Source organism: Citrobacter sp. Cf087, assembly GCF_030334285.1.
GTDB classification, from domain to species: Bacteria; Pseudomonadota; Gammaproteobacteria; order Enterobacterales; family Enterobacteriaceae; genus Citrobacter; species Citrobacter freundii.
In genome coordinates this window covers 414038-434611 of the sequence record NZ_JAOWED010000030.1, presented here as the reverse complement: position 1 = coordinate 434611, position 20574 = coordinate 414038, and the positions used below count along the sequence as shown (strand labels likewise).

The following is a 20574-nucleotide window of genomic DNA, read 5'->3' as shown; positions in this document are numbered from 1 at the left end:
AAACCTCTAAAGATAAAAAACAGGAAATGTACCCTATGTCCGCACATATTTCGAACGTCCGCCCCGAATTTGACCGTGAAATCGTTGATATCGTTGATTACGTCATGAACTACGAGATCACCTCGAAGGTGGCGTATGACACTGCGCATTATTGCCTGCTTGATACCTTAGGCTGCGGCCTGGAAGCGCTGGAATATCCGGCCTGTAAAAAACTGCTGGGGCCGGTCGTCCCAGGTACAGTGGTACCGAACGGCGTGCGCGTACCTGGCACCCAGTTCCAGCTCGACCCGGTGCAGGCGGCGTTTAACATCGGTGCGATGATCCGCTGGCTGGACTTCAACGATACCTGGCTTGCCGCTGAGTGGGGTCATCCTTCTGATAACCTCGGCGGTATTTTGGCCACGGCTGACTGGCTGTCGCGTAATGCGGTGGCGGTGGGGAAAGCGCCGTTGACCATGAAAACGGTGCTGACCGGGATGATCAAAGCTCATGAGATTCAGGGCTGTATCGCACTGGAAAACTCGTTTAACCGTGTTGGTCTCGATCACGTCCTGCTGGTAAAAGTGGCTTCCACGGCGGTGGTCGCTGAGATGCTTGGCCTGAACCGGGATGAAATTCTCAACGCCGTGTCGCTGGCGTGGGTCGACGGCCAGTCGCTGCGTACTTATCGCCATGCGCCAAATACCGGCACGCGTAAATCCTGGGCCGCAGGCGATGCGACCTCGCGCGCGGTACGTCTGGCATTGATGGCTAAAACCGGTGAGATGGGGTATCCGTCTGCGCTGACGGCGAAAACCTGGGGCTTCTATGACGTTTCTTTCAAAGGCGAATCTTTCCGCTTCCAGCGCCCGTACGGCTCTTATGTGATGGAAAACGTGCTGTTTAAAATCTCCTTCCCGGCCGAGTTCCACTCGCAGACCGCGGTAGAAGCGGCCATGACGCTGTACGAGCAGCTACAGGCCGCAGGTAAGACCGCTGCCGATATCGAAAAAGTGACCATTCGTACGCACGAAGCCTGTATCCGCATCATCGATAAAAAAGGCCCGCTGAATAACCCGGCGGACAGGGATCACTGTATCCAGTATATGGTGGCCATTCCGCTGCTGTTCGGGCGCTTAACGGCGGCAGATTACGAAGACGGCGTGGCGCAGGACAAACGCATTGATGCACTGCGCGAGAAGATCAACTGCTTCGAAGATCCGGCCTTTACCGCCGATTACCACGACCCTGAAAAACGCGCCATCGCCAACGCCATCACTCTGGAATTCACCGACGGCTCACGCTTTGAAGAAGTGGTAGTGGAATACCCAATCGGCCATGCGCGTCGTCGTACTGACGGCATGCCGAAGCTGGTCGAGAAGTTCAAAATCAACCTGGCGCGTCAGTTCCCGACCCGTCAGCAGCAGCGCATCCTGGATGTCTCCCTGGACAGAACTCGCCTGGAGCAGATGCCGGTCAATGAGTATATGGATCTCTTCATTATTTAAACCAGCGTGCAGCAAGGCGTAAGTTCAACAGGAGAGCATTATGTCTTATAGCGAGTTTTATCAACGTTCCATAACGCAACCGGAGTCGTTCTGGGCCGAGCAGGCCCAGCGTATTGACTGGCAGCAGCCGTATACGAAGGCACTGGACCACAGCAACCCGCCGTTTGCCCGCTGGTTTTGCGGCGGCACGACCAATCTGTGCCATAACGCCATCGACCGCTGGCTGGAGAAACAGCCTGACGCGCTGGCGCTGATTGCTGTGTCATCAGAAACTGAAGAAGAACGCACTTTTACCTTTCGTCAGCTGTATGACGAAGTGAACGTCGCGGCGGCGATGCTATTGTCGCTGGGCGTACAGCGTGGCGATCGGGTGCTGGTGTATATGCCGATGATCGCCGAGGCGCACATTACGCTGCTGGCCTGCGCACGCATTGGGGCAATTCATTCGGTGGTGTTCGGTGGTTTCGCCTCGCACAGCGTGGCGGCGCGCATCGACGACGCCAGACCGGTGGTTATCGTCTCGGCGGATGCCGGGGCGCGCGGGGGCAAGATCCTGCCGTATAAAAAGCTGCTCGATGATGCGATCGAACAGGCGCAGCACCGACCGCGTCATGTGGTGCTGGTCGATCGCGGTCTGGCGAAAATGGCGCGGGTCGAGGGACGTGACCTCGACTTTGCCGCCCTGCGCCAACAGCATCTCGGCACGAGGGTACCAGTTGTCTGGCTGGAATCAAACGAAACGTCCTGCATTCTCTACACCTCCGGGACAACCGGTAAACCGAAAGGCGTCCAGCGCGACGTTGGCGGCTATGCGGTCGCGCTGGCGACCTCGATGGACACCATTTTCGGCGGTAAAGCGGGCGGCGTGTTCTTCTGCGCGTCGGATATCGGCTGGGTAGTTGGGCATTCGTATATCGTGTATGCCCCGCTGCTGGCGGGGATGGCGACGGTGGTTTACGAAGGTCTGCCAACGTATCCGGACTGTGGTGTATGGTGGAAAATTGTTGAGAAGTATCAGGTCTGCCGGATGTTCTCCGCCCCGACCGCCATCCGCGTGCTGAAGAAATTCCCGACCGCGCAAATCCGTAATCACGATCTCTCCTCGCTGGAGGTGTTGTATCTGGCGGGGGAACCGCTGGACGAACCAACCGCCAGTTGGGTAACGGAAACGCTGGGCGTCCCGGTTATCGATAACTACTGGCAGACCGAATCCGGTTGGCCGATTATGGCAATTGCCCGCGGGCTGGACGACAGGCCGTCGCGTCTGGGCAGTCCCGGCGTGCCGATGTACGGCTACAACGTACAACTGCTCAATGAGGTGACCGGTGAACCTTGTGCGGCGAATGAGAAGGGCATGCTGGTGATTGAAGGGCCGCTGCCGCCGGGCTGTATCCAGACTATCTGGGGGGATGACGCGCGGTTTGTGAATACCTACTGGTCGCTGTTTTCTCGCCAGGTGTACGCCACCTTTGACTGGGGCATTCGTGACGCTGACGGCTATTACTTCATTCTGGGGCGTACGGATGACGTGATAAACGTGGCAGGGCACCGGTTGGGGACGCGCGAGATCGAGGAGAGTATTTCCAGCTATCCGAACGTTGCGGAAGTGGCGGTAGTCGGCGTGAAGGACGCGCTGAAGGGGCAGGTAGCGGTCGCGTTTGTTATTCCGAAACAGAGCGACAGCCTTGAAGATCGCGACATCGCACATTCGGAAGAGAAGGCGATTATGGCGCTGGTGGACAGCCAGATTGGCAACTTTGGCCGTCCGGCACACGTCTGGTTTGTGTCGCAGTTGCCGAAAACACGTTCCGGTAAAATGCTCAGACGGACGATCCAGGCGATCTGCGAAGGCCGCGATCCCGGCGATCTGACGACCATTGACGATCCCGCGTCGCTGCAGCAAATCCGTCAGGCGATCGAGGAGTAACATCGTGTGATGCCCGGTGGCGCGATGCTTACCGGGCCTACGTTCTAATCCACTTTCTTATACGGCCCGTGATAGTAATCAAACGGCGCATAAACCGTATCGGCCACGAACGATAACGGCACATCAACAAACAACAGCGCTAAATCGAAATAGTTATAATCGTAAGCGCCTGGGTTTTTTAGTTTATCAATATCATGATGCATACCCACGTAATAGGTATCTGAATTCTCGCCTGCCGTGCGTGCATCAATGCTGCCACATCCTGAAAGTAGTGCGCTGATCAAGAGCGCCGTTACCGCAATTGTCTTTCTGCTCATGCTATGACCTGGCTTCTCGCCCCGTTTTACCATAACGGTAAAAAAGCGGTTTGTTGCCCGCAGAACTTAAACCTCCAGGTCAGGATGGTCGTGTGAAGATGACGCGTTGTAGGCCGGATAAACCACGTGAGTGGTGCATCCGGCAAAGATGCTTTTACAGCACGACGCTTTCGCGACGACGCAGCAGGGAAAACGGCCCCGGCCCACTTAGGGTAAATACGGAAATCAGCGTGAAGCTCAGCGCAATGATCCCCAGCACCAGATAAGCTCCCTGGAAACCAATACTTTCATACATTTTTCCGGCCAGAACTGACATGAAAATCATTGCTAACTGTTTGAAGAAGCAGAAACACACCAGATAAATCGTCGCCGAGAAACGCACTTCAAACTGACTTGTGATGTATTTGAAGCAACCGACGATCAGGAACGGTATCTCAAACATATGCAACGTTTTGAGAATAACGACTTCCAGCGCAGTGGTGGCGAATGAGGAGCCAATAATCCTTACCGACATGATCGTACCTGCCAGCAGCAGGGCGTTCTTGCCGCCGATGCGATTCACAATCAGCGGCGCAAAGAACATGATTGAGGCGTTGAGTAATTCTCCCATCGTCGTGACGTAGCCAAACACGCGGGTACCCTGTTCGCCGGTGGCAAAGAACGAGGTAAAGAAGTTGGCGAACTGCTGGTCAAACACATCGTAAGTACAGGAAACGCCAACTACGTACAGGGAAAGGAACCAAAGTTTTGGTTGTTTAAATAACTCCAGCGCCAGCTTCAGGCTGAATGCCGAGTTATTGGCGCCTACCGCATCCGCGACTTTTGCAGAAGAGGGGGCATCTGTTTTTGAAAATAACAGCAGCAATGCCAAAATGACCGCGCATCCGGAGCCTAACCAAAAGACAAATTGGTTATTGATGGTGAACATAATGCCGGCAATCGAGGCGCACAGCGCCCAGCCTACGCAACCAAACATGCGCGCGCGACCAAATTCAAAGTTGCTTCGGCGGCTGGCTTTTTCAATATAGGCTTCAATCGCCGGAGCGCCGGCATTGTAAATAAAGCCAAGGTAAATCCCACCGACAATTGAACCCAGTAAAATATTAACTTGTAATAACGGACCAAAAACGTAAATAAAGAACGGGGCAAACATTACCAGCATGCCGGTAATTACCCACAGTAGATGTTTACGCAGGCCAAGCTTGTCGGATAGTAGTCCGAAAATTGGCTGGAATAACAAAGAAAACAGTGAGATACAGGCGAAGATGATGCCGGTATCGCCTTTGCTTATATGGTTTACCTCGTGTAACCAGATGGGGAAGAAGGGGAAATACGCGCCCATAATAAAAAAGTAAAAGAAGAAGAAAAAGCCGAACATCCAAAAGTTAGTGTTTTTTAAATAATACATAACAGACTTCCTATAAATGCGGGCAGGTTTGGGCCTGCCCAACTTATATTATTATTTTTGGCCCCAGACGAACTGGAAGTGGTAGCGTCCGGCGCTCAGCAGAAATTCCGGCGACACGGAAGGGCTCCACGAATCATCGCCGCCAACGCCCATATGGAAGCCATCAATATTGAGCCAGGTGCCCGCCTCAGGTTGCAGCAAATGGCGGTGGCTGGTTGCCATCAGTTGCTGCTGGCTAAAGCGGCTGATGTTGAACAGGAAGTCCCCACGCCACTGGTGCGCGCCGTAGTGCAGTTCGCGCGTGCCGCAGCGCAGACCGTTTTCACTTGGGAAAACATACGGGGTGTACATCTCATCAAGCGACAGATCCCAGCGATCAAAACAGGCGGCGCCCAGACGGTCCGGGTAGTTCTCATGTGGACCGAGACCTAACCAGTTCACTCGCTCTGCGATCTGCACTAACTGGCAGCTCAGGCCGATGCGGGCCGGATGCGGCGTACCACTGGCAACGTCGACATCCACCGTTATCTGCATTTCACCCTTGCCGTCAATGCGGTAGCTTTTTCGGCTGATGAACAGCGTTTCGCCCTGATACTGCCACGCATGTTCAGTGGTGATCAGTACCGCATCGTTCAGCGTGTCGGCAGCACAGTGTAGTAACGTTGCTTCAGCCTGATAGTGACCGGCGGCCTTCCAGCGTTCGACCCAGGCGTTCGGGTCGATGCGGGTTGACTCGCTCACACCGATGTCGTTGTCCAGCGGGGCGCGGGTGAACTGGTCAGTAAGCGGAGTTAACAGTTGGGCTGAATCGCCAATCCAGTACTGTGTCAGCAGGCCAGACTGACGGTCGAATTGCCAGCGCTTGTTGTCGTTCTCAACGGTAAAGACGTTTTCGCTCACATTGAGCTGTGGCGCGGTGCGGGCAGACGGCAGTTGCGTCAGGCTGAGCTTCTCTTGAAGCTTCCATTGCTGCCAGGCGCTGATGTGCCCGGCGTCTGACCACGCGGTTGCCTGAGGTTGTTCTACGCGTACCGTCAGCCACAGCTGACCTGCGGTTTCCGGCATCGGGACATCTGGCAGGGTAATCACCTGGCGACCCTGTGGAGCGATATCCAGAACGATTTCTCCGGCGGCCAGCGGGTTGCCGTCCTGGGCAATAGACCAGTGCAGAACTTCGTTATCGCTGCGGCGGAACAGATATTCGCTGGTCACTTCAATCTGGCGTTCAGCGCCCGGCAGTAACGTGAACTGGAAAAACTGCTGTTCATGTTTGGCCTCGTATAACGCCGGGTGTGGGGTGCGATCGGCGAACACCAGCCCGTTCATGCAAAACTGACGATCGTTAGGTGTGTCGCCAAAATCGCCACCGTAGGCTGACCATGCTTTGCCGTTCTCATCATATTTGGTCAGCGACTGATCCACCCAGTCCCAGACAAATCCGCCCTGCAGGCGCGGATACTGACGGAACGCTTGCCAGTATTTGGCAAAGCCACCGAAACTGTTGCCCATGGCGTGGGCGTATTCGCAAAGGATCAGCGGACGCTGCTCGCCGGGCATCGACAGCCACTTTTTAATCGACCATTTGGGGACGGCGGGGAAGGGCTGATCCTGATCGACGCGGGCGTACATCGGGCAAATAATATCGGTCGCTGCGGTATTTGCGCCGCCGCCTTCATATTGTACCGGGCGTGACGGGTCTTCTGATTTTATCCAGCGGTAGAGCGCGTCGTGATTGACGCCATGGCCGGATTCATTGCCCAGAGACCAGATGATAATGCTCGGATGGTTGCGATCGCGCTGCACCATGCGCGTGACGCGCTGGCTCATGGCAGGCAACCATGCGGGATCGTCGGTGAGGCGATTCATCGGCACCATGCCGTGGGTTTCAATATTGGCTTCGTCGACGACATACAGGCCGTAACGATCGCACAGGGTGTACCACAGCGAGTGATTTGGGTAATGGGAGCAGCGCACGGCATTGAAATTATTCTGCTTCATCAGGATGATGTCTTGCACCATCGTCGCCTCATCCATCACCTGACCGTTGATCGGATGGTGCTCATGGCGGTTGGTACCGCGAATCAACAGCGGCTTACCATTGAGTAACAGCAGTCCGTTTTCAATGCAAACCTGACGAAAGCCGACGTCACAGGCCTCCGCTTCTATCAGCGCTCCGTCCGCGGTGCGCAGCTGCACAACGGCGCGGTACAGATTGGGCGTTTCGGCACTCCACAGAGCCGGTTTTTCGACGTTCAGACACAGAGTCACCCGGTCATGATAAGCACCGCGTTCATCAATAATCTCACTGCCGAGTGGGGAATTCGTTTCGGCTGTGAGCGTTTCTCCCTCCCACAATTGCAGGGCTACGCGTAAATCTTCGCTCTCGTTGCCCGCTACTCTGACTTCCACTGCCAGCATGGCGCGGCTGAAGTCGTCGTTAAACCGGGTATTAATGCGCAGGTCGCGAATTTGCGTTGTGGGCTTATGCAGCAAAGATACGTCGCGAAAAATACCGCTCATGCGCCACATATCCTGGTCTTCCAGATAGCTGCCATCGCTCCAGCGCAGCACCATCACCGCCAGACGGTTTTCGCCGTGCTGCAGATAATCGCTAAGATCGAATTCAGATGGCAGGCGGCTGTCCTGTCCGTAGCCGACCCAGCGGCCGTTGCACCACAAATGAAATGCGGAGTTCACGCCGTCAAAAATAATGCGCGTCTGACCCTCATCTAACCAGGCATCGTCAATATGAAATGTGAGCGAGTAACATCCCGTCGGGTTCTGTGCCGGAACGTACGGAGGGTTAACCGGGATTGGGTAGGTGACGTTGGTATAAATTGGCGCATCGTAACCGTCCATCTGCCAGTTCGAGGGGACGTTGACAGTATCAGCTTGTGGCAGATCGCTTGTCAGCCAGCTTTCCGGCACAGCCTCCGGCGCGGCAAACCAGGCAAATTGCCACCGGCCATTCAGCGAGCGTAACTGACTCGAACGCTTATTAGTACGTGCGTCATCTGCTGAACGCCAGCTACAAAACGGTGGATGCGCCTCCAGGCGGTTGAGCTGCGTGACGCCGGGATTTTCCCAGTCACGGCGGGCCAGAACAGCGGAGAGTGAATCTGTGTTCAGGTTCATAACGGTATCCTGTTTGAATTTGTTATTCGCTCACAATTTCAATCAAAATACGGATAAGCGATCCCAACTGTAAAGGCTGGGGCGTTCAATGAGTGAACTCACTCACACAATTGTTGTGCGTTCACAATTTGGGGGCGAGCTGAGAAGCTTGCCGCGCGAGCTGGATCAATGAATCGGCCAGCGCCTGGGGAGAGATAGTTTGCGTATTGGGTGGCAGAACCGTTTTGCGCTTAACCAGGGTGACGGGCAGCAGTTGGTTGCCCACGGTTGATTCGCCACGGGGAAGTTGCAGCAGCCTGTCGACGCTGGTTTCACCCAATAACGGAAAATCCTGCCTGATGGTGGTCAGCGGTGGAATGTAGCAGGCGCTGTCTTCGGTATCATCGTAGCCAATCACCGAGATATCTACCGCCACCCGCAGACCGAACTCGCTGATTGCGCGCATCGCGCCCAGCGCCATTTGATCGTTAGCGACCAGCATGGCGGTAGGGAGGTTACCGTTATTCAGCATATGCATCGTTTGCTGAAAACCAGACATCGCACTCCAGTCGCCTTCCAGCTCCACAACGGGTTGTAGCTGGTAATGTTCCAAATACTTGTGCCAGCCCGCACGGCGAAGCCTTGCCGAAACGGAAGTGTGCGGCCCGCTCAGCAGGGCGATACGCTGATGTCCGTACTGCACCAGATGTTCAACGCCGAGGCGCGCGCCGTCGTCATGCGAGAAAATCACGCTGTTAATTGGCGTCAGGTCAGAGACATCGAGAAACAGCACCGGCACCGTACCGCAGGCGGTGGCCACGGCAATGGCGTCTTCTTCATCCAGTGGATAGTTGATGATAAGCCCGGTTACGCGCTGAGAAAGCAGGTTGTGGACCGCGGCTTTACATGCCTCAACGCCGCTGCGCTCGACCATGGCGATCACCACGCTGGCACCGGACTGGTCGGCACGGGATTTTATGGCGGCAACGATTTGTGAGGGGGCATGCAGGGCAAGGTTCGCCGTCACAACGCCAATCAGCGGCGTCTGTTTGCCAGCCAGCTGCTGTGCGACGCGGTTAGGGATGTAATTGAGTTCCGCCATCGCGGCCTCAACTTTTTGTCGGGTTTTTGCGGAAACGTGGCTGGCCTGATTAACGACGCGCGAGACGGTCTGGTAAGAGACACCTGCATGGTCTGCCACATCGTATAGCGTTACCGGTTTCACGTTTATCACCCCTGTCATGACGTTATCTGCGCGCTATGATGCCACAGCGGGACGGTTTTGGGGGATTTACGCATAGGTTCTGCGAGGCGCATTCCAGGGTTGCGGATCGTGTGCTGGAGGATTTATCGTCGTTCTTCTTAACAGAAGAAAAAAGTGAGGACATTGTGAGCGACTCTGCGGCAAATAATATTCTGTCCATCTACCGACGTCATGCGGATGCCTTTGCCAGCCAGCGCTCGCGCACCTTGTTCGAGAAAAGCTGGCTCGATAAATTCATTTCCGTGATGGGCGGGCAGGGCAGCATTGTGGATATTGGCTGCGGCAACGGTCAGCCGATTGCCGGTTATTTTATCCAGCAAGGTTTTCAGCTTACCGGCGTTGATGGTTCCCCGGCGATGCTGGCGCGGGCCCGAAACACTTTTCCCGTACAGCGCTGGCTGGAGCAGGATATGCGCGAACTGGCACTCAATGAGACTTTCGATGGTCTGATCGCCTGGGACAGTTTTTTCCATTTAACTCAGCAGGACCAGCAAAAGATGTTCCCGATTTTTGACCGCCTCAGCCATCCCGGCAGCGCGCTGATGTTTACCAGCGGTACGGACAATGGCATCGCGATGGGGCAATTTGAGGGTGAGCCGCTGTTTCACGCCAGCCTCGCGCCGGACGAATACCGCGCATTGCTGTCAGCGCATGGCTTTGCGGTGGTCGAGATGGTGATGGAAGATCCGCACTGCGCTGGGCACACTGTCTGGCTGGCGCAAAAAAGAGGCTAATCGCCGCGAAAGGTTTTACGCCATTCAGCCGGGCTAACACCAAAGTGGGATTTAAAATGCTGACGCCAGGTGACAGGCGACTGAAAACCAACCTGTTCTGCAATGCGTTCAACGGGTAACTGGCTGGACTCCAGCAACGTCTGGCTACGGCGCAGGCGCTCGGCAATCAACCATTCGGCTACGCTTGACCCGGTGGCCTTCATAAAATGACGAGTGAGGGTACGACGGCTCATCATCACTCGCTGCGCCAGCTCGTCGAGATTATGCGGTTCGTGGAGATGCTGGCGCAAATAGTCGAGCAGGGCGTTGATGCGCTGATCCTGGGTATTTTTCGCTACCGGTTGTTCGATAAACTGTGCCTGGCCGCCCTCGCGATGTGGCGGCACAATCATCCGTCGGGCAATCTGATTCGCCACCGTGCTGCCAAAACGCTGGCGGATGACGTACAGGCAGCAATCCAGCGCGGCGGCGGTCCCTGCCGAGGTAATAATACCGTCGTCATCCACGTATAGCGCGTTGATATCCAGACGGGCCGCCGGAAAGCGCGCCTGAAAATCCTGCTCGAACTCCCAGTGCGTAGCTGCCCGTTTGCCATCCAGCAGACCGGCATAGCCGAGAACAAACGCGCCCAGACATAACCCAACAATTTGCGCGCCGTTTTGTCGTGCGCAGTTGAGCGCATCAAGCAGTCTTTGTGGTGGTCGATGTGCCGTGGTGCCCCACCAGGGGATCACTACAATGTCGGCGGCCTCAACTGCTTCATAGCCGTAGGCTGCGGTAATGGCGAAGCCATCCTGCGAGGAAACGATGCCCGGCTGTTCGGCGCACAGTTGCACCTCAAAGCGCTTTTTCGCCGCCACTTTGTCACTGAAAATAATGCACGGCACTGAGAAGTGAAACGGGCTGAAATCTTCCACGGCGACAATGGCGACGTTAAGCGGTTGCATACGATTCCTCTGTGGAGTTTAAAACGTCAGGGTTTCGCCATCTTCCGGCACGTTAACGAATTGCGCAATCTGGTTGTCGCGGGTGTACTCTTTCAAGGCCGCGCGGGTCAGCAGACAGTGGTTAATCGCCTCCATGTGGGTCGCCACAATTTGTGCCTCAGGTAGTACGAAGTGGGTTTTTAGCACATCTTCCGCGCCCATGATAATTGGGCCAAACCCGATAACGTGGGCAAAGCCTGCGTTCAGAATGACCACGCCTGGTTGAAAAGTCTGCATGTTGGTTTCCACCTCGTCGCGCCAGATGGTGTCCCCGACCAGATACAGCGTTTTTTCCGCCGGATGCTGGAAGATAACCCCGCAGGCATCACCCAGACGCTCAGCCATTTGCGGGATGGCGTAAGCGCGATCCGAACCGTGCTGGCCGCCGGTTTTACGCAGGGTGATATCACCAAGCGCGGTGTTTTGCGTCAGTACGGTCAGTTGCGTGAAACCTTGTTCCCGCAGTACCTGCGCATCGCGATCGTTTTGCACATAAATCGGTTTGTCTTTCGGCACGACACGAGCCGCTGCTTCATCCCAGTGGTCTTCATGCAGATGGGTCACGATCAGCGCATCAACGTTGAGCAGCCTGTCGATATCGACAGGCAGATCAACGGTCGGGTTGCGGATCTCGGCGCGAGCCGTTCCGGCAAAGCCCGGATAAGTACCTTTATCCGCCAGCATCGGATCAATCAGAAAAGTTTTACCGCCAAAGGTGATGTGCTGCGTGGCGTTACGGATTTGTGTGATGTTCATGATGTTTGCTCCACGTGTTGGATCAGTGGTGTCATCGTAGAGTGTTGTCCAGAAGATGAATGTGGGCAAATGGGCGACTAGCGATGGGATTGGGCCAATAGCAGATTACATATATCAATTATGTAATTAAAGTAATTTAATATTTCCTTTGTGACTCGTTATTTAATTTGCTGCCATTATATCGAAATGAATAAGAGTGCTGTTACTTAAATACGGAAAAATTTATTAAATACGAAGCGGTGCCAGAAAACATTATTGATATATGTAATGCATAGTGACCAATAAAACAGATCGCGAACCATGAAATAAGAATGCTATCATTCACATCAGACGCGGCAGGCAACTGCTGGCACACGCATATCCCCCCGGAGCAACTGATGAACAACGACATTCCGCTTAAATATTATGATATCGCCGACGAGTACGCGACCGAGGCCGCAAAGCCGGTGAGCGACACAGAACGTGACGCGCTGGCGCACTACTTCCAGCAGTTGATTACCCGTTTGATGAACAACGAAGAGATCAGCGAAGAAGCGCAGCAGGAGATGGCAACCGTGGCCGGTGTCGACGCTCAGCGTATCGATGATATCGCGGAGTTCCTCAATCGTTGGGGTAACGAGTAGCCAAAGGTATGGCCTGTGTTTTACACTGCGCGCAAATTGAGTAGGTATACTCTACGAGTAATAGGTTTAATCAGGCGGAAACAGCAATGAACGGAACAATCACAACGTGGTTTAAAGATAAAGGCTTTGGATTTATCAAAGATGAAAACGGCGACAATCGCTATTTTCATGTGATTAAGGTTGCTAATCCTGAGCTGATCAAGAAAGACGCGGCGGTGACTTTTGAGCCCACCACCAATAACAAAGGCTTGTCTGCCTACGCGGTAAAAGTCATACCAGACAGCAAGTACATCTATATCGCAGGCGAGCGTCTGAAGCTCACCTCGATCAAGTCATTTCTGGTCTACAGCGAAGAAGTCCCTGCCGAGACCCGTATCGACAAAGAAAATGCAGTGCTGTCTGTCGGCGTGCTGATGAACAGCATCCGACCAAAATCAGACGTCAAGCCTGGCGAGATGCGCACGCTGAAAAAGCTGGCCATCACCACCTTCCAGGGTACGACGCTGATCTTCTCGGAAGATGAAATCGACATCGACGAGACGGTGAAACTGCTTAAGGTCTGAAGCCCTTCAGACTGAATAAAAACCGGAACGCTGCTCTTTTCAGGAGCGGGGTTTCGGTTTTTTTATATTCAGTATGTGATTGCTGTGAGTCTGGAGTAGATATGCGGCGGGTCTGGGCTTCTTTGTTAAACTGTCATTAGCCCGAGGATAAAGGATCGTATTCCCACTGTGATTCGTCATTGTAAATTGTACCATCATCATCCATTACCTGGGCGTTGAGGCTTTTTGCAATCCCCAACATCTTTCTGTAAAGATATGTGTCTGGCCATTTTGTATAAATATTACCTGCGCTCCAGTCAAGCCATGGCTCTGCGTATAACGAGGGGCCTGACCACAAGGCGTGATAATCGCCATTTATAATATATCTGCTTAATTCATTATCGCTATTAATGTAGTGAAGCCATTCATCAGATGTTATCTGCGCATCATCATTATCTGCCCAAAATTCAGCTCTTGTTATATGAAACTCAACACCCATGACATCTCCTTTAATGATAAAATAATCTATATAAACTAATATAGCGCCTTATGACAACCCACTGCTAAACATCAGCGCTCCTGAAAGAGGCATTGAAATCCGGCTACTTTAACTTCCCTCTTAACCCTCTATAGACATCCAGCACCTAAGGATTTAGATAATCTGGCAAGAGTGAAAGAATGCATTGCGACATATGTAAGAAAATTTCTTCAGCATCTTAAAAATTCTTAATAATTCCAAATATCAACTAAATTTGGTAGTTACTTATAGCCGCTTTGACCCTACAAGCTATTGTAAAAAAATACTAGTAAAGTAACATAGGAAGCAATCTACGTGGATGGTTATATTTAGCTTGAAACAGAATTCATATTACAACTATTCATCTATCAAGTTCAGAATATTAGGGTGATAATTACAAATGGCAAGGAATAACAAACAAAGACCTCCTCGTTCCAACACATCCAAAAAGAATTCTAAGGATAAGACTGTTCGTATACCATTTCACAAAAAAATTAATGGTTTTATTTTATGGCTTGCAGCTACTGGTTTGCTTGCATTCCTTGGCAACTATATTTTCGATTTTTTGACAGGGGATGTACAAGTTAAATATGTTAAATCCTCGGGTAGGAATTATGAATTTAACTTAACGAATAAAAGTTCGACCGATCAGGTTATAGAACAGTTCAGAATAGTCCCTGATCTGACACAAAAAGTAATATATCGGATTACTAAAGACGTCACGGGAGTGTTCACTAAAAATGGTGTTTCAATACCCGGCGGAAATACATCCTCTATGCCTGCATATGAGTATAAGGAAATGAATGGCTACATATTGGATGCCAGGTCTGAAGTGAATTTTCTTGTTCCTCCATTGGTAGCGAGAGATTATGCAGAACCTGAATATGCTGTGGTATTTGCAGAATATAAAACCAAATCAAATAATAAATATATGGAAAAGCTTGAATCTGTATTAATAAAGTTAAATGTTAGAGATGGAGTTAAACGTCAAAAATATCTAATTGTTAATAATTTCTGGACTCCCATCAGTAATGATAATCTTGTCGATGCTATTAGAATAGCTTGTCGAGATGATGATTTGTTTGCAAGATCTGATGAATGCAGAAATTATATAAATAATTAAATTTATTGTAAAAACTTGACATGAATATAGGCTTGATTATCTATATAACCAGAGCTGATTATATACTTAGGGATATTATGGGAAACTTAATATTTATTGTGGATGAAGATCTTCAGGATGAACCTTCGACTGAGGAAATAATAACGACGTTAATTTCCGAAGGGGAAGAAATACCGCTTGAAAATACAGTGAAGAAGGGTAAGTCATTTTCGTCTTCTAAGAGTGGAGGTGAACCAGAAAATAGTGACCGTAAAATGATAAATCCCCTGGTGGCAAATATTGCTCTTGAGATGGCTGCAAGATTACTGCCTTTGCCTGTGGCAGTTCTTGTTAATGCAGCCCCTGCCGCCTATTCTTTATATCAATTATTTTCGAAAAAAGATGAAGAAGATGTTTCCGTTGCCAGCTTGAGACAGTCTGCGAGTTCATTTGATAAATATTTAAAACGTATAAGTATGTCCATAGAAACGGCCATCGGGGCAAATTATCGTTTTCAACCTGGCCATCCGCAGATAAACCAGGCTTACATCAGACACCCTCTGTCAGAGGATAATGAGTCTAAAAAGGATCTCTATATTCTCAGCGATAGCTTAGATGATATCCTACTTCAGGAACGAGAAGCTGAGATGATCAGGGTCTTTGTAAATCTGGGGGCGACGAAAATAGAGTTTCGCAAGGAAAATAAGTCGAATTTATTAAGTGCTGCGAAAGCAGAAATAGACGCGGAACTTCCTGTTAGTTCAGTTGAGGCTAACATAAGTTTAAAATCAGCTACGACGAATATCGGTAGTGATAAACGAGTAATTACTTTAGCGGGGCGCGAATGGGTAAAAGGTATGACTCTGGAACGAAAAGAATTCAGTTGGTTACCGTATGAACCATCATGGGAAAGCATTGTATTTGCCAGAGAAATAGGTGGCTGCTTAAGTGCGGAACTGGAACTGAAAAAGAAGAGTGTATTTTCCTCAAACAAAGAGAGTCGTTTAGGATTTGGCATGAATGGGTTTAAAGGCTCAGCTGGCGCGAGTGTGGATCTCAATCGAGAGCAAGATGAAAACTATACGGTTTATGTCGAATTTAATCAGCCTGTGTAATGTATCGTTGTGATTTTAATCCCAATGGCAATCCTCGAATGTTTCAACGATGATTGCCGTTTATGTACCAATTGCAGCGTAAACGAACCAGAAATGACCTCAAGCTGATCTTCGTACCAACCCATATCCTGCGCGGATTCTCACCGCCAACAACTGTGATCCACTTCACCTCCCGGCCACCAAAATCTCCTGCGACTCGATGCCGTCCTCTATCTGTTTCGCCACCTTTTGTAAGGCCGGAAGATGCTTTTCCGCGGCCTGTTCGATGGTCATGGCGCTGGCCATATACACCAGATTCAGGCAGCCGATCACCCGCTGTTCGCTACGGATGGGGACAGCGATAGAAGCGATTTTCTCCTCCTGATCCCAGCCGCGAAAGTTCTGGCCAAAACCGTCTTTTCGCGCGCGGGTTAAAATGGCATTGAGCTTCAGCGGTTCGCGCGCAAGCTGGAACTCTTCTCCTGGTCGGGAGGCCAGCATTTCAATCAGTTCCTGACGTTCATTCTCCGGACAGAATGCCAGCCAGGTCAGGCCGGATGCGGTTTTCAGCAATGGCAAACGACGCCCGACCATCGCCCGGTGAAACGACAGGCGGCTGAAGCGGTGGGTTGTTTCACGTACCACCATCTCGTCCACATCCAGCGTGGAAACGTCGGTCGGCCAGATGACCTCGCGCAGCAAATCCCCCAGCAGCGGGGCGGCTAGTGCGGAAATCCACTGCTCGTCACGAAATCCCTCGCTGAGCTGGCGGACTTTAATGGTTAAGCGAAAGCTGTCATCGGACAGGCTGCGCCGAACGTAACCCTCATCTTGCAGGGTTTCCAGCAGCCGTCTGACCGTGGTGCGATGCAGGCCGCTTAACTCAGCAAGTAAGCCAACACTGGCCCCACCATCGAGCCGGTTTAACATATTTAATAACATTAATCCGCGCGTTAATCCGCGTACGGTTTTGTACTCAGTGCTCTCGTCATTTTTCATATTCATTGACAAATCTACAGGTAAAACAACGTTGTGCACTTAGTGCACATCCAGGCATGTTTTGATTGTAGCGCAAAAACTCACTCCTATACTGACCGCACAACAAAAAATTATTCACATATTTTTAACAAAACAAATTGCGCCTCACCAGGGTCCGCAATTGCGTTTTGTCCGAGTCGTGAGGTTCTGAAATGACAACAAAAAACCCGGATATCCAACCCGCTGTGCAGCACACCGTTCAGGTCGCGATTGCTGGTGCCGGCCCGGTGGGGCTAATGATGGCCAACTATCTTGGCCAGATGGGCATTGACGTGCTGGTGGTGGAGAAGCTCGACACGCTGATCGACTATCCCCGAGCCATCGGCATTGACGATGAAGCGTTGCGCACCATGCAGTCTGTGGGGCTGGTCGAGCGCGTTTTGCCGCACACCACGCCGTGGCACGCGATGCGCTTTCTCACGCCGAAAGGCCGCTGCTTTGCTGATATCCAGCCGATGACCGACGAATTTGGCTGGTCGCGCCGCAATGCGTTTATTCAACCACAGGTGGATGCGGTGATGTTGGAAGGGCTGTCGCGTTTTCCCAACGTGCGCTGCCTGTTCTCCCGCGAACTGGAAGCCTTTAGCCAACAGAACGGTGAAGTAACGCTGAATCTGAAAGCTCCGGACGGCCAGCGCGAAACGGTGAAGGCCCAGTGGCTGGTGGCATGCGACGGCGGCGGCAGCAACGTCAGACGCTCGCTGAATGTGCCGTTTGAAGGCAAAACCGCGCCGAATCAGTGGATTGTGGTGGATATTGCCAACGATCCGCTCAGCACACCGCATGTGTATCTGTGCTGCGATCCGGTGCGCCCGTATGTCTCCGCTGCGCTGCCGCATGCAGTGCGCCGTTTCGAATTTATGGTGATGCCGGGGGAAACCGAAGCGCAGCTCAGTGAACCGCAGAATATGCGTCAGCTCTTGAGCAAAGTGCTGCCGAACCCGGACAACGTCGAGCTGATCCGCCAGCGCGTGTATACCCATAACGCCCGTCTGGCCGAACGTTTTCGCATTGACCGCGTGCTGCTGGCGGGCGATGCGGCGCACATTATGCCGGTCTGGCAGGGGCAGGGTTACAACAGCGGCATGCGCGATGCTTTCAATCTGGCGTGGAAACTGGCGCTGGTCATTAAGGGCAAAGCCGGTGATGAGCTGCTGGATACCTACCAGCAGGAACGCCGCGACCACGCCAAAGCGATGATCGATCTCTCCGTGACCGCTGGCAACGTGCTGGCGCCGCCAAAACGCTGGCACGGCGCGGTGCGCGACGGGGTTTCCTGGCTGCTGAATTATATTCCGCCGGTCAAACGCTACTTCCTCGAAATGCGCTTTAAGCCGATGCCGCAATACCATGTTGGAGCACTGGTGCGTGAGGGTGACGCGAGAACGTCTCCGGTCGGCAAGATGTTTATCCAGCCGAAGGTGACGCTGGAATCGGGCGAAGTGACGCTGCTCGACAACGTTATTGGACCGAATTTCGCGGTGATTGGCTGGGGCTGTAACCCGCTATGGGGCATGAGCGAGTCGCAGATCCAACAGTGGCAGGCGCTGGGGACGCGTTTTATCCAGGTCGTGCCGGATACGCAGATACATACCGATCAGGATAACCACGACGGCGTTACCCGCATTGGTGATACGCAAAACCGCCTGCGCGCGTGGTTTGCCCAGCACAACGCCGCGCTGGTGGTAATGCGCCCGGACCGCTTCGTGGCCGCCATCGCCATTCCGCAAAACCTGGGCAGCACCCTGAATAAACTGGCGTCGGTGATGACACTTACCCGCGCTACTGCCGATATTCCTGTTGAAAAGGTTGCCTGATATGCACGCTTATCTTCACTGTCTTTCCCACTCGCCGCTGGTGGGCTATGTCGACCCGGCTCAGGCTGTGCTTGACGAGGTTAACGGCGTGATCGCCAGCGCCCGGGCGCGTATTGCGGCGTTCGACCCGGAACTTGTAGTTCTGTTTGCCCCCGATCACTACAACGGTTTTTTTTACGATGTGATGCCGCCGTTCTGTTTAGGCGTGGGAGCCACGGCGATCGGCGATTTCGGCAGCGCGGCGGGGGAACTGCCGGTGCCGACAGATCTCGCTGAAGCCTGCGCCCACGCGGTGATGAAAAGCGGCATCGATCTTGCCGTGTCCTACAACATGCAGGTCGATCACGGCTTCGCGCAGCCGCTGGAGTTTTTGCTCGGCGGTCTGGATAAGGTGCCGGTGCTGCCGGTGTTTATTAACGGCGTCGCCACGCCGCTGCCGGGCTTTCAGCGTACCCGCTTGCTCGGGGAAGCGATTGGCCGTTTCGCCAGCTCGCTGAATAAGCGCGTGCTTTTTTTAGGCTCCGGTGGTCTATCGCATCAACCGCCGGTCCCGGAGCTGGCGAAGGCTGATGCCCATATGCGTGACCGCCTGCTCGGCAGCGGCAAACAGTTACCTGAAAACGAACGCGAGCTGCGCCAGCAGCGGGTGATCAGCGCCGCCGAGAAGTTCGTGGCCGATCAAAACACGCTGCATCCGCTGAACCCTGTCTGGGATAACCGCTTTATGAGCCTGCTTGAGCAGGGGCGTTTGCAGGAGTTGGACGCGGTCAGTAACGAAGAGCTGTCCGTGATGGCGGGCAAATCAACGCACGAAGTTAAAACCTGGGTTGCCGCCTTTGCCGCCATTTCTGCCTTTGGTAGCTGGCGCAGCGAAGGCCGTTATTACCGCCCGATCCCGGAGTGGATCGCCGGATTCGGCTCCCTGAGCGCTACCACACAGAACTGAAACAGAACTGAATATGCAGGAGAACATCATGACTTACCAACCGCAAACCGAAGCCGCTACCAGTCGTTTTCTGGAGGTGCAGGAAGCAGGCGAAACACTACGCGTGCATTTCAATGACTGTGGACAGGGCGAAGAGACCGTCGTGCTGCTGCACGGCTCCGGTCCTGGCGCGACGGGCTGGGCAAACTTCAGCCGCAATATTGATCCGCTGGTACAGGCCGGATACCGGGTGATCCTGCTGGATTGTCCAGGCTGGGGCAAAAGCGATGGGATCGTTAACCGCGGTTCGCGATCTGATCTCAACGCTCGCATCCTGAAAAGCGTTGTCGATCAATTGGATATTCAAACAGTCCACTTGCTGGGTAACTCGATGGGCGGTCACAGTGCTGTGGCGTTTACCCTGAGCTGGCCGGAGCGCGTGGGCAAACTGGTGCTAATGGGCGGCGGAACGGGCGGCATGAGCCTGTTTACCCCGATGCCGACCGAAGGTATCAAGCGCCTGAATCAGCTATACCGCGAGCCGACCATCGAGAACCTGAAGCTGATGATGGAGATCTTTGTCTTCGACACCAGCGACCTGACCGAGGCGTTGTTTGAGGCACGCCTGAATAACATGCTGTCGCGTCGCGATCACCTGGAAAACTTTGTCCAGAGTCTGGAGGCCAACCCGAAACAGTTCCCGGATTTCAGCCCGCGTCTGGGTGAAATCAAAGCCCAGACCCTGATTGTCTGGGGACGCAATGACCGCTTTGTGCCGATGGATGCCGGTCTGCGCCTGCTCTCCGGAATTGCCGGTTCTGAGCTGCATATCTACCGCGACTGCGGACACTGGGCGCAGTGGGAGCATGCGGATGCCTTTAACCAGCTGGTGCTGAACTTCCTCGCACGCCCTTAAGGAACGG

Annotated in this window: 18 protein-coding genes; 10 read left to right on the top strand and 8 right to left on the bottom strand. The window is 53.1% G+C overall.

Features of this window, described 5'->3' with window-relative positions:
- Positions 1-35 precede the first annotated feature (35 nt).
- Together OGV57_RS15900 and prpE are read left to right on the top strand one after the other, a co-directional pair.
- Complete coding sequence (locus tag OGV57_RS15900) at positions 36-1487, top strand: bifunctional 2-methylcitrate dehydratase/aconitate hydratase (protein WP_016149668.1); 1452 nt, start codon at positions 36-38, stop codon at positions 1485-1487.
- Between the two features lie 40 nt (positions 1488-1527).
- The gene (gene prpE, locus OGV57_RS15895) at positions 1528-3414 is read left to right on the top strand and encodes a propionate--CoA ligase (RefSeq protein WP_048233139.1); all 1887 of its coding nucleotides are present in this window, start codon (positions 1528-1530) and stop codon (positions 3412-3414) included.
- A 44-nt stretch (positions 3415-3458) separates the two neighbouring features.
- Here prpE and OGV57_RS15890 read toward each other — a convergent pair whose 3' ends face one another.
- The 4 genes from OGV57_RS15890 to OGV57_RS15875 form a co-directional block, all read right to left on the bottom strand.
- Positions 3459-3731 (bottom strand): YceK/YidQ family lipoprotein, encoded by a 273-nt coding sequence (locus OGV57_RS15890; RefSeq protein WP_044714406.1) that lies wholly within the window; start codon positions 3729-3731, stop codon positions 3459-3461.
- Positions 3732-3885: 154 nt separating this feature from the next.
- The gene (locus OGV57_RS15885) at positions 3886-5139 is read right to left on the bottom strand and encodes an MFS transporter (protein ID WP_044714407.1); all 1254 of its coding nucleotides are present in this window, start codon (positions 5137-5139) and stop codon (positions 3886-3888) included.
- 51 nt (positions 5140-5190) lie between these two features.
- A complete protein-coding gene (locus tag OGV57_RS15880; RefSeq protein ID WP_054528126.1) occupies positions 5191-8274 on the bottom strand; it encodes a beta-galactosidase in 3084 nt (1027 codons plus the stop codon).
- Positions 8275-8395: 121 nt separating this feature from the next.
- Positions 8396-9478: a LacI family DNA-binding transcriptional regulator gene (locus OGV57_RS15875; RefSeq protein ID WP_054528127.1), complete on the bottom strand. Its 1083-nt coding sequence runs from the start codon at positions 9476-9478 to the stop codon at positions 8396-8398.
- 110 nt (positions 9479-9588) lie between these two features.
- Between OGV57_RS15875 and OGV57_RS15870 the strand changes: the two genes are divergently transcribed.
- Positions 9589-10251: a class I SAM-dependent DNA methyltransferase gene (locus OGV57_RS15870; RefSeq protein WP_003847664.1), complete on the top strand. Its 663-nt coding sequence runs from the start codon at positions 9589-9591 to the stop codon at positions 10249-10251.
- Here OGV57_RS15870 and OGV57_RS15865 read toward each other — a convergent pair.
- Positions 10248-11198 carry a GlxA family transcriptional regulator gene (locus OGV57_RS15865; protein ID WP_046669795.1) on the bottom strand — a complete coding sequence of 317 codons (951 nt, stop codon included), beginning with the start codon at positions 11196-11198 and terminating at the stop codon, positions 10248-10250. The two genes, OGV57_RS15870 and OGV57_RS15865, sit on opposite strands and share 4 nt — an antisense overlap.
- Positions 11199-11216: 18 nt before the next feature.
- The gene (locus OGV57_RS15860) at positions 11217-11993 is read right to left on the bottom strand and encodes an MBL fold metallo-hydrolase (protein ID WP_046669796.1); all 777 of its coding nucleotides are present in this window, start codon (positions 11991-11993) and stop codon (positions 11217-11219) included.
- Positions 11994-12370: 377 nt separating this feature from the next.
- On the opposite strand from OGV57_RS15860, the gene OGV57_RS15855 reads away from it, so the two are divergent.
- Together OGV57_RS15855 and OGV57_RS15850 are read left to right on the top strand one after the other, a co-directional pair.
- Positions 12371-12616 carry a YmjA family protein gene (locus OGV57_RS15855; RefSeq protein WP_003021350.1) on the top strand — a complete coding sequence of 82 codons (246 nt, stop codon included), beginning with the start codon at positions 12371-12373 and terminating at the stop codon, positions 12614-12616.
- An 86-nt stretch (positions 12617-12702) separates the two neighbouring features.
- Positions 12703-13179, top strand: a complete 477-nt coding sequence (locus OGV57_RS15850; RefSeq protein ID WP_003838649.1) for a cold-shock protein — start codon at positions 12703-12705, stop codon at positions 13177-13179.
- 136 nt (positions 13180-13315) lie between these two features.
- Here OGV57_RS15850 and OGV57_RS15845 read toward each other — a convergent pair whose 3' ends face one another.
- Positions 13316-13657 (bottom strand): hypothetical protein, encoded by a 342-nt coding sequence (locus tag OGV57_RS15845; protein ID WP_054528128.1) that lies wholly within the window; start codon positions 13655-13657, stop codon positions 13316-13318.
- Between the two features lie 418 nt (positions 13658-14075).
- On the opposite strand from OGV57_RS15845, the gene OGV57_RS15840 reads away from it, so the two are divergent.
- Both OGV57_RS15840 and OGV57_RS15835 read left to right on the top strand, forming a co-directional pair.
- Positions 14076-14798 (top strand): hypothetical protein, encoded by a 723-nt coding sequence (locus tag OGV57_RS15840; RefSeq protein WP_032948651.1) that lies wholly within the window; start codon positions 14076-14078, stop codon positions 14796-14798.
- Positions 14799-14875: 77 nt separating this feature from the next.
- Entirely contained in the window at positions 14876-15892 is a 1017-nt protein-coding gene (locus tag OGV57_RS15835; protein WP_071684509.1) for a hypothetical protein, read from the top strand.
- 165 nt (positions 15893-16057) lie between these two features.
- Here OGV57_RS15835 and OGV57_RS15830 read toward each other — a convergent pair whose 3' ends face one another.
- Positions 16058-16870 (bottom strand): DNA-binding transcriptional regulator, encoded by an 813-nt coding sequence (locus OGV57_RS15830; RefSeq protein ID WP_054528671.1) that lies wholly within the window; start codon positions 16868-16870, stop codon positions 16058-16060.
- Positions 16871-17061: 191 nt separating this feature from the next.
- Between OGV57_RS15830 and OGV57_RS15825 the strand changes: the two genes are divergently transcribed.
- The 3 genes from OGV57_RS15825 to mhpC are packed head-to-tail and all read left to right on the top strand — an operon-like array spanning position 17062 to position 20567.
- The gene (locus OGV57_RS15825) at positions 17062-18726 is read left to right on the top strand and encodes a bifunctional 3-(3-hydroxy-phenyl)propionate/3-hydroxycinnamic acid hydroxylase (RefSeq protein ID WP_054528130.1); all 1665 of its coding nucleotides are present in this window, start codon (positions 17062-17064) and stop codon (positions 18724-18726) included.
- Position 18727: 1 nt separating this feature from the next.
- Entirely contained in the window at positions 18728-19672 is a 945-nt protein-coding gene (gene mhpB / locus OGV57_RS15820) for a 2,3-dihydroxyphenylpropionate/2,3-dihydroxicinnamic acid 1,2-dioxygenase (RefSeq protein WP_016149675.1), read from the top strand.
- Positions 19673-19700: 28 nt separating this feature from the next.
- Positions 19701-20567 (top strand): 2-hydroxy-6-oxonona-2,4-dienedioate hydrolase, encoded by an 867-nt coding sequence (mhpC, locus tag OGV57_RS15815; RefSeq protein WP_016149676.1) that lies wholly within the window; start codon positions 19701-19703, stop codon positions 20565-20567.
- Positions 20568-20574 lie beyond the last annotated feature (7 nt).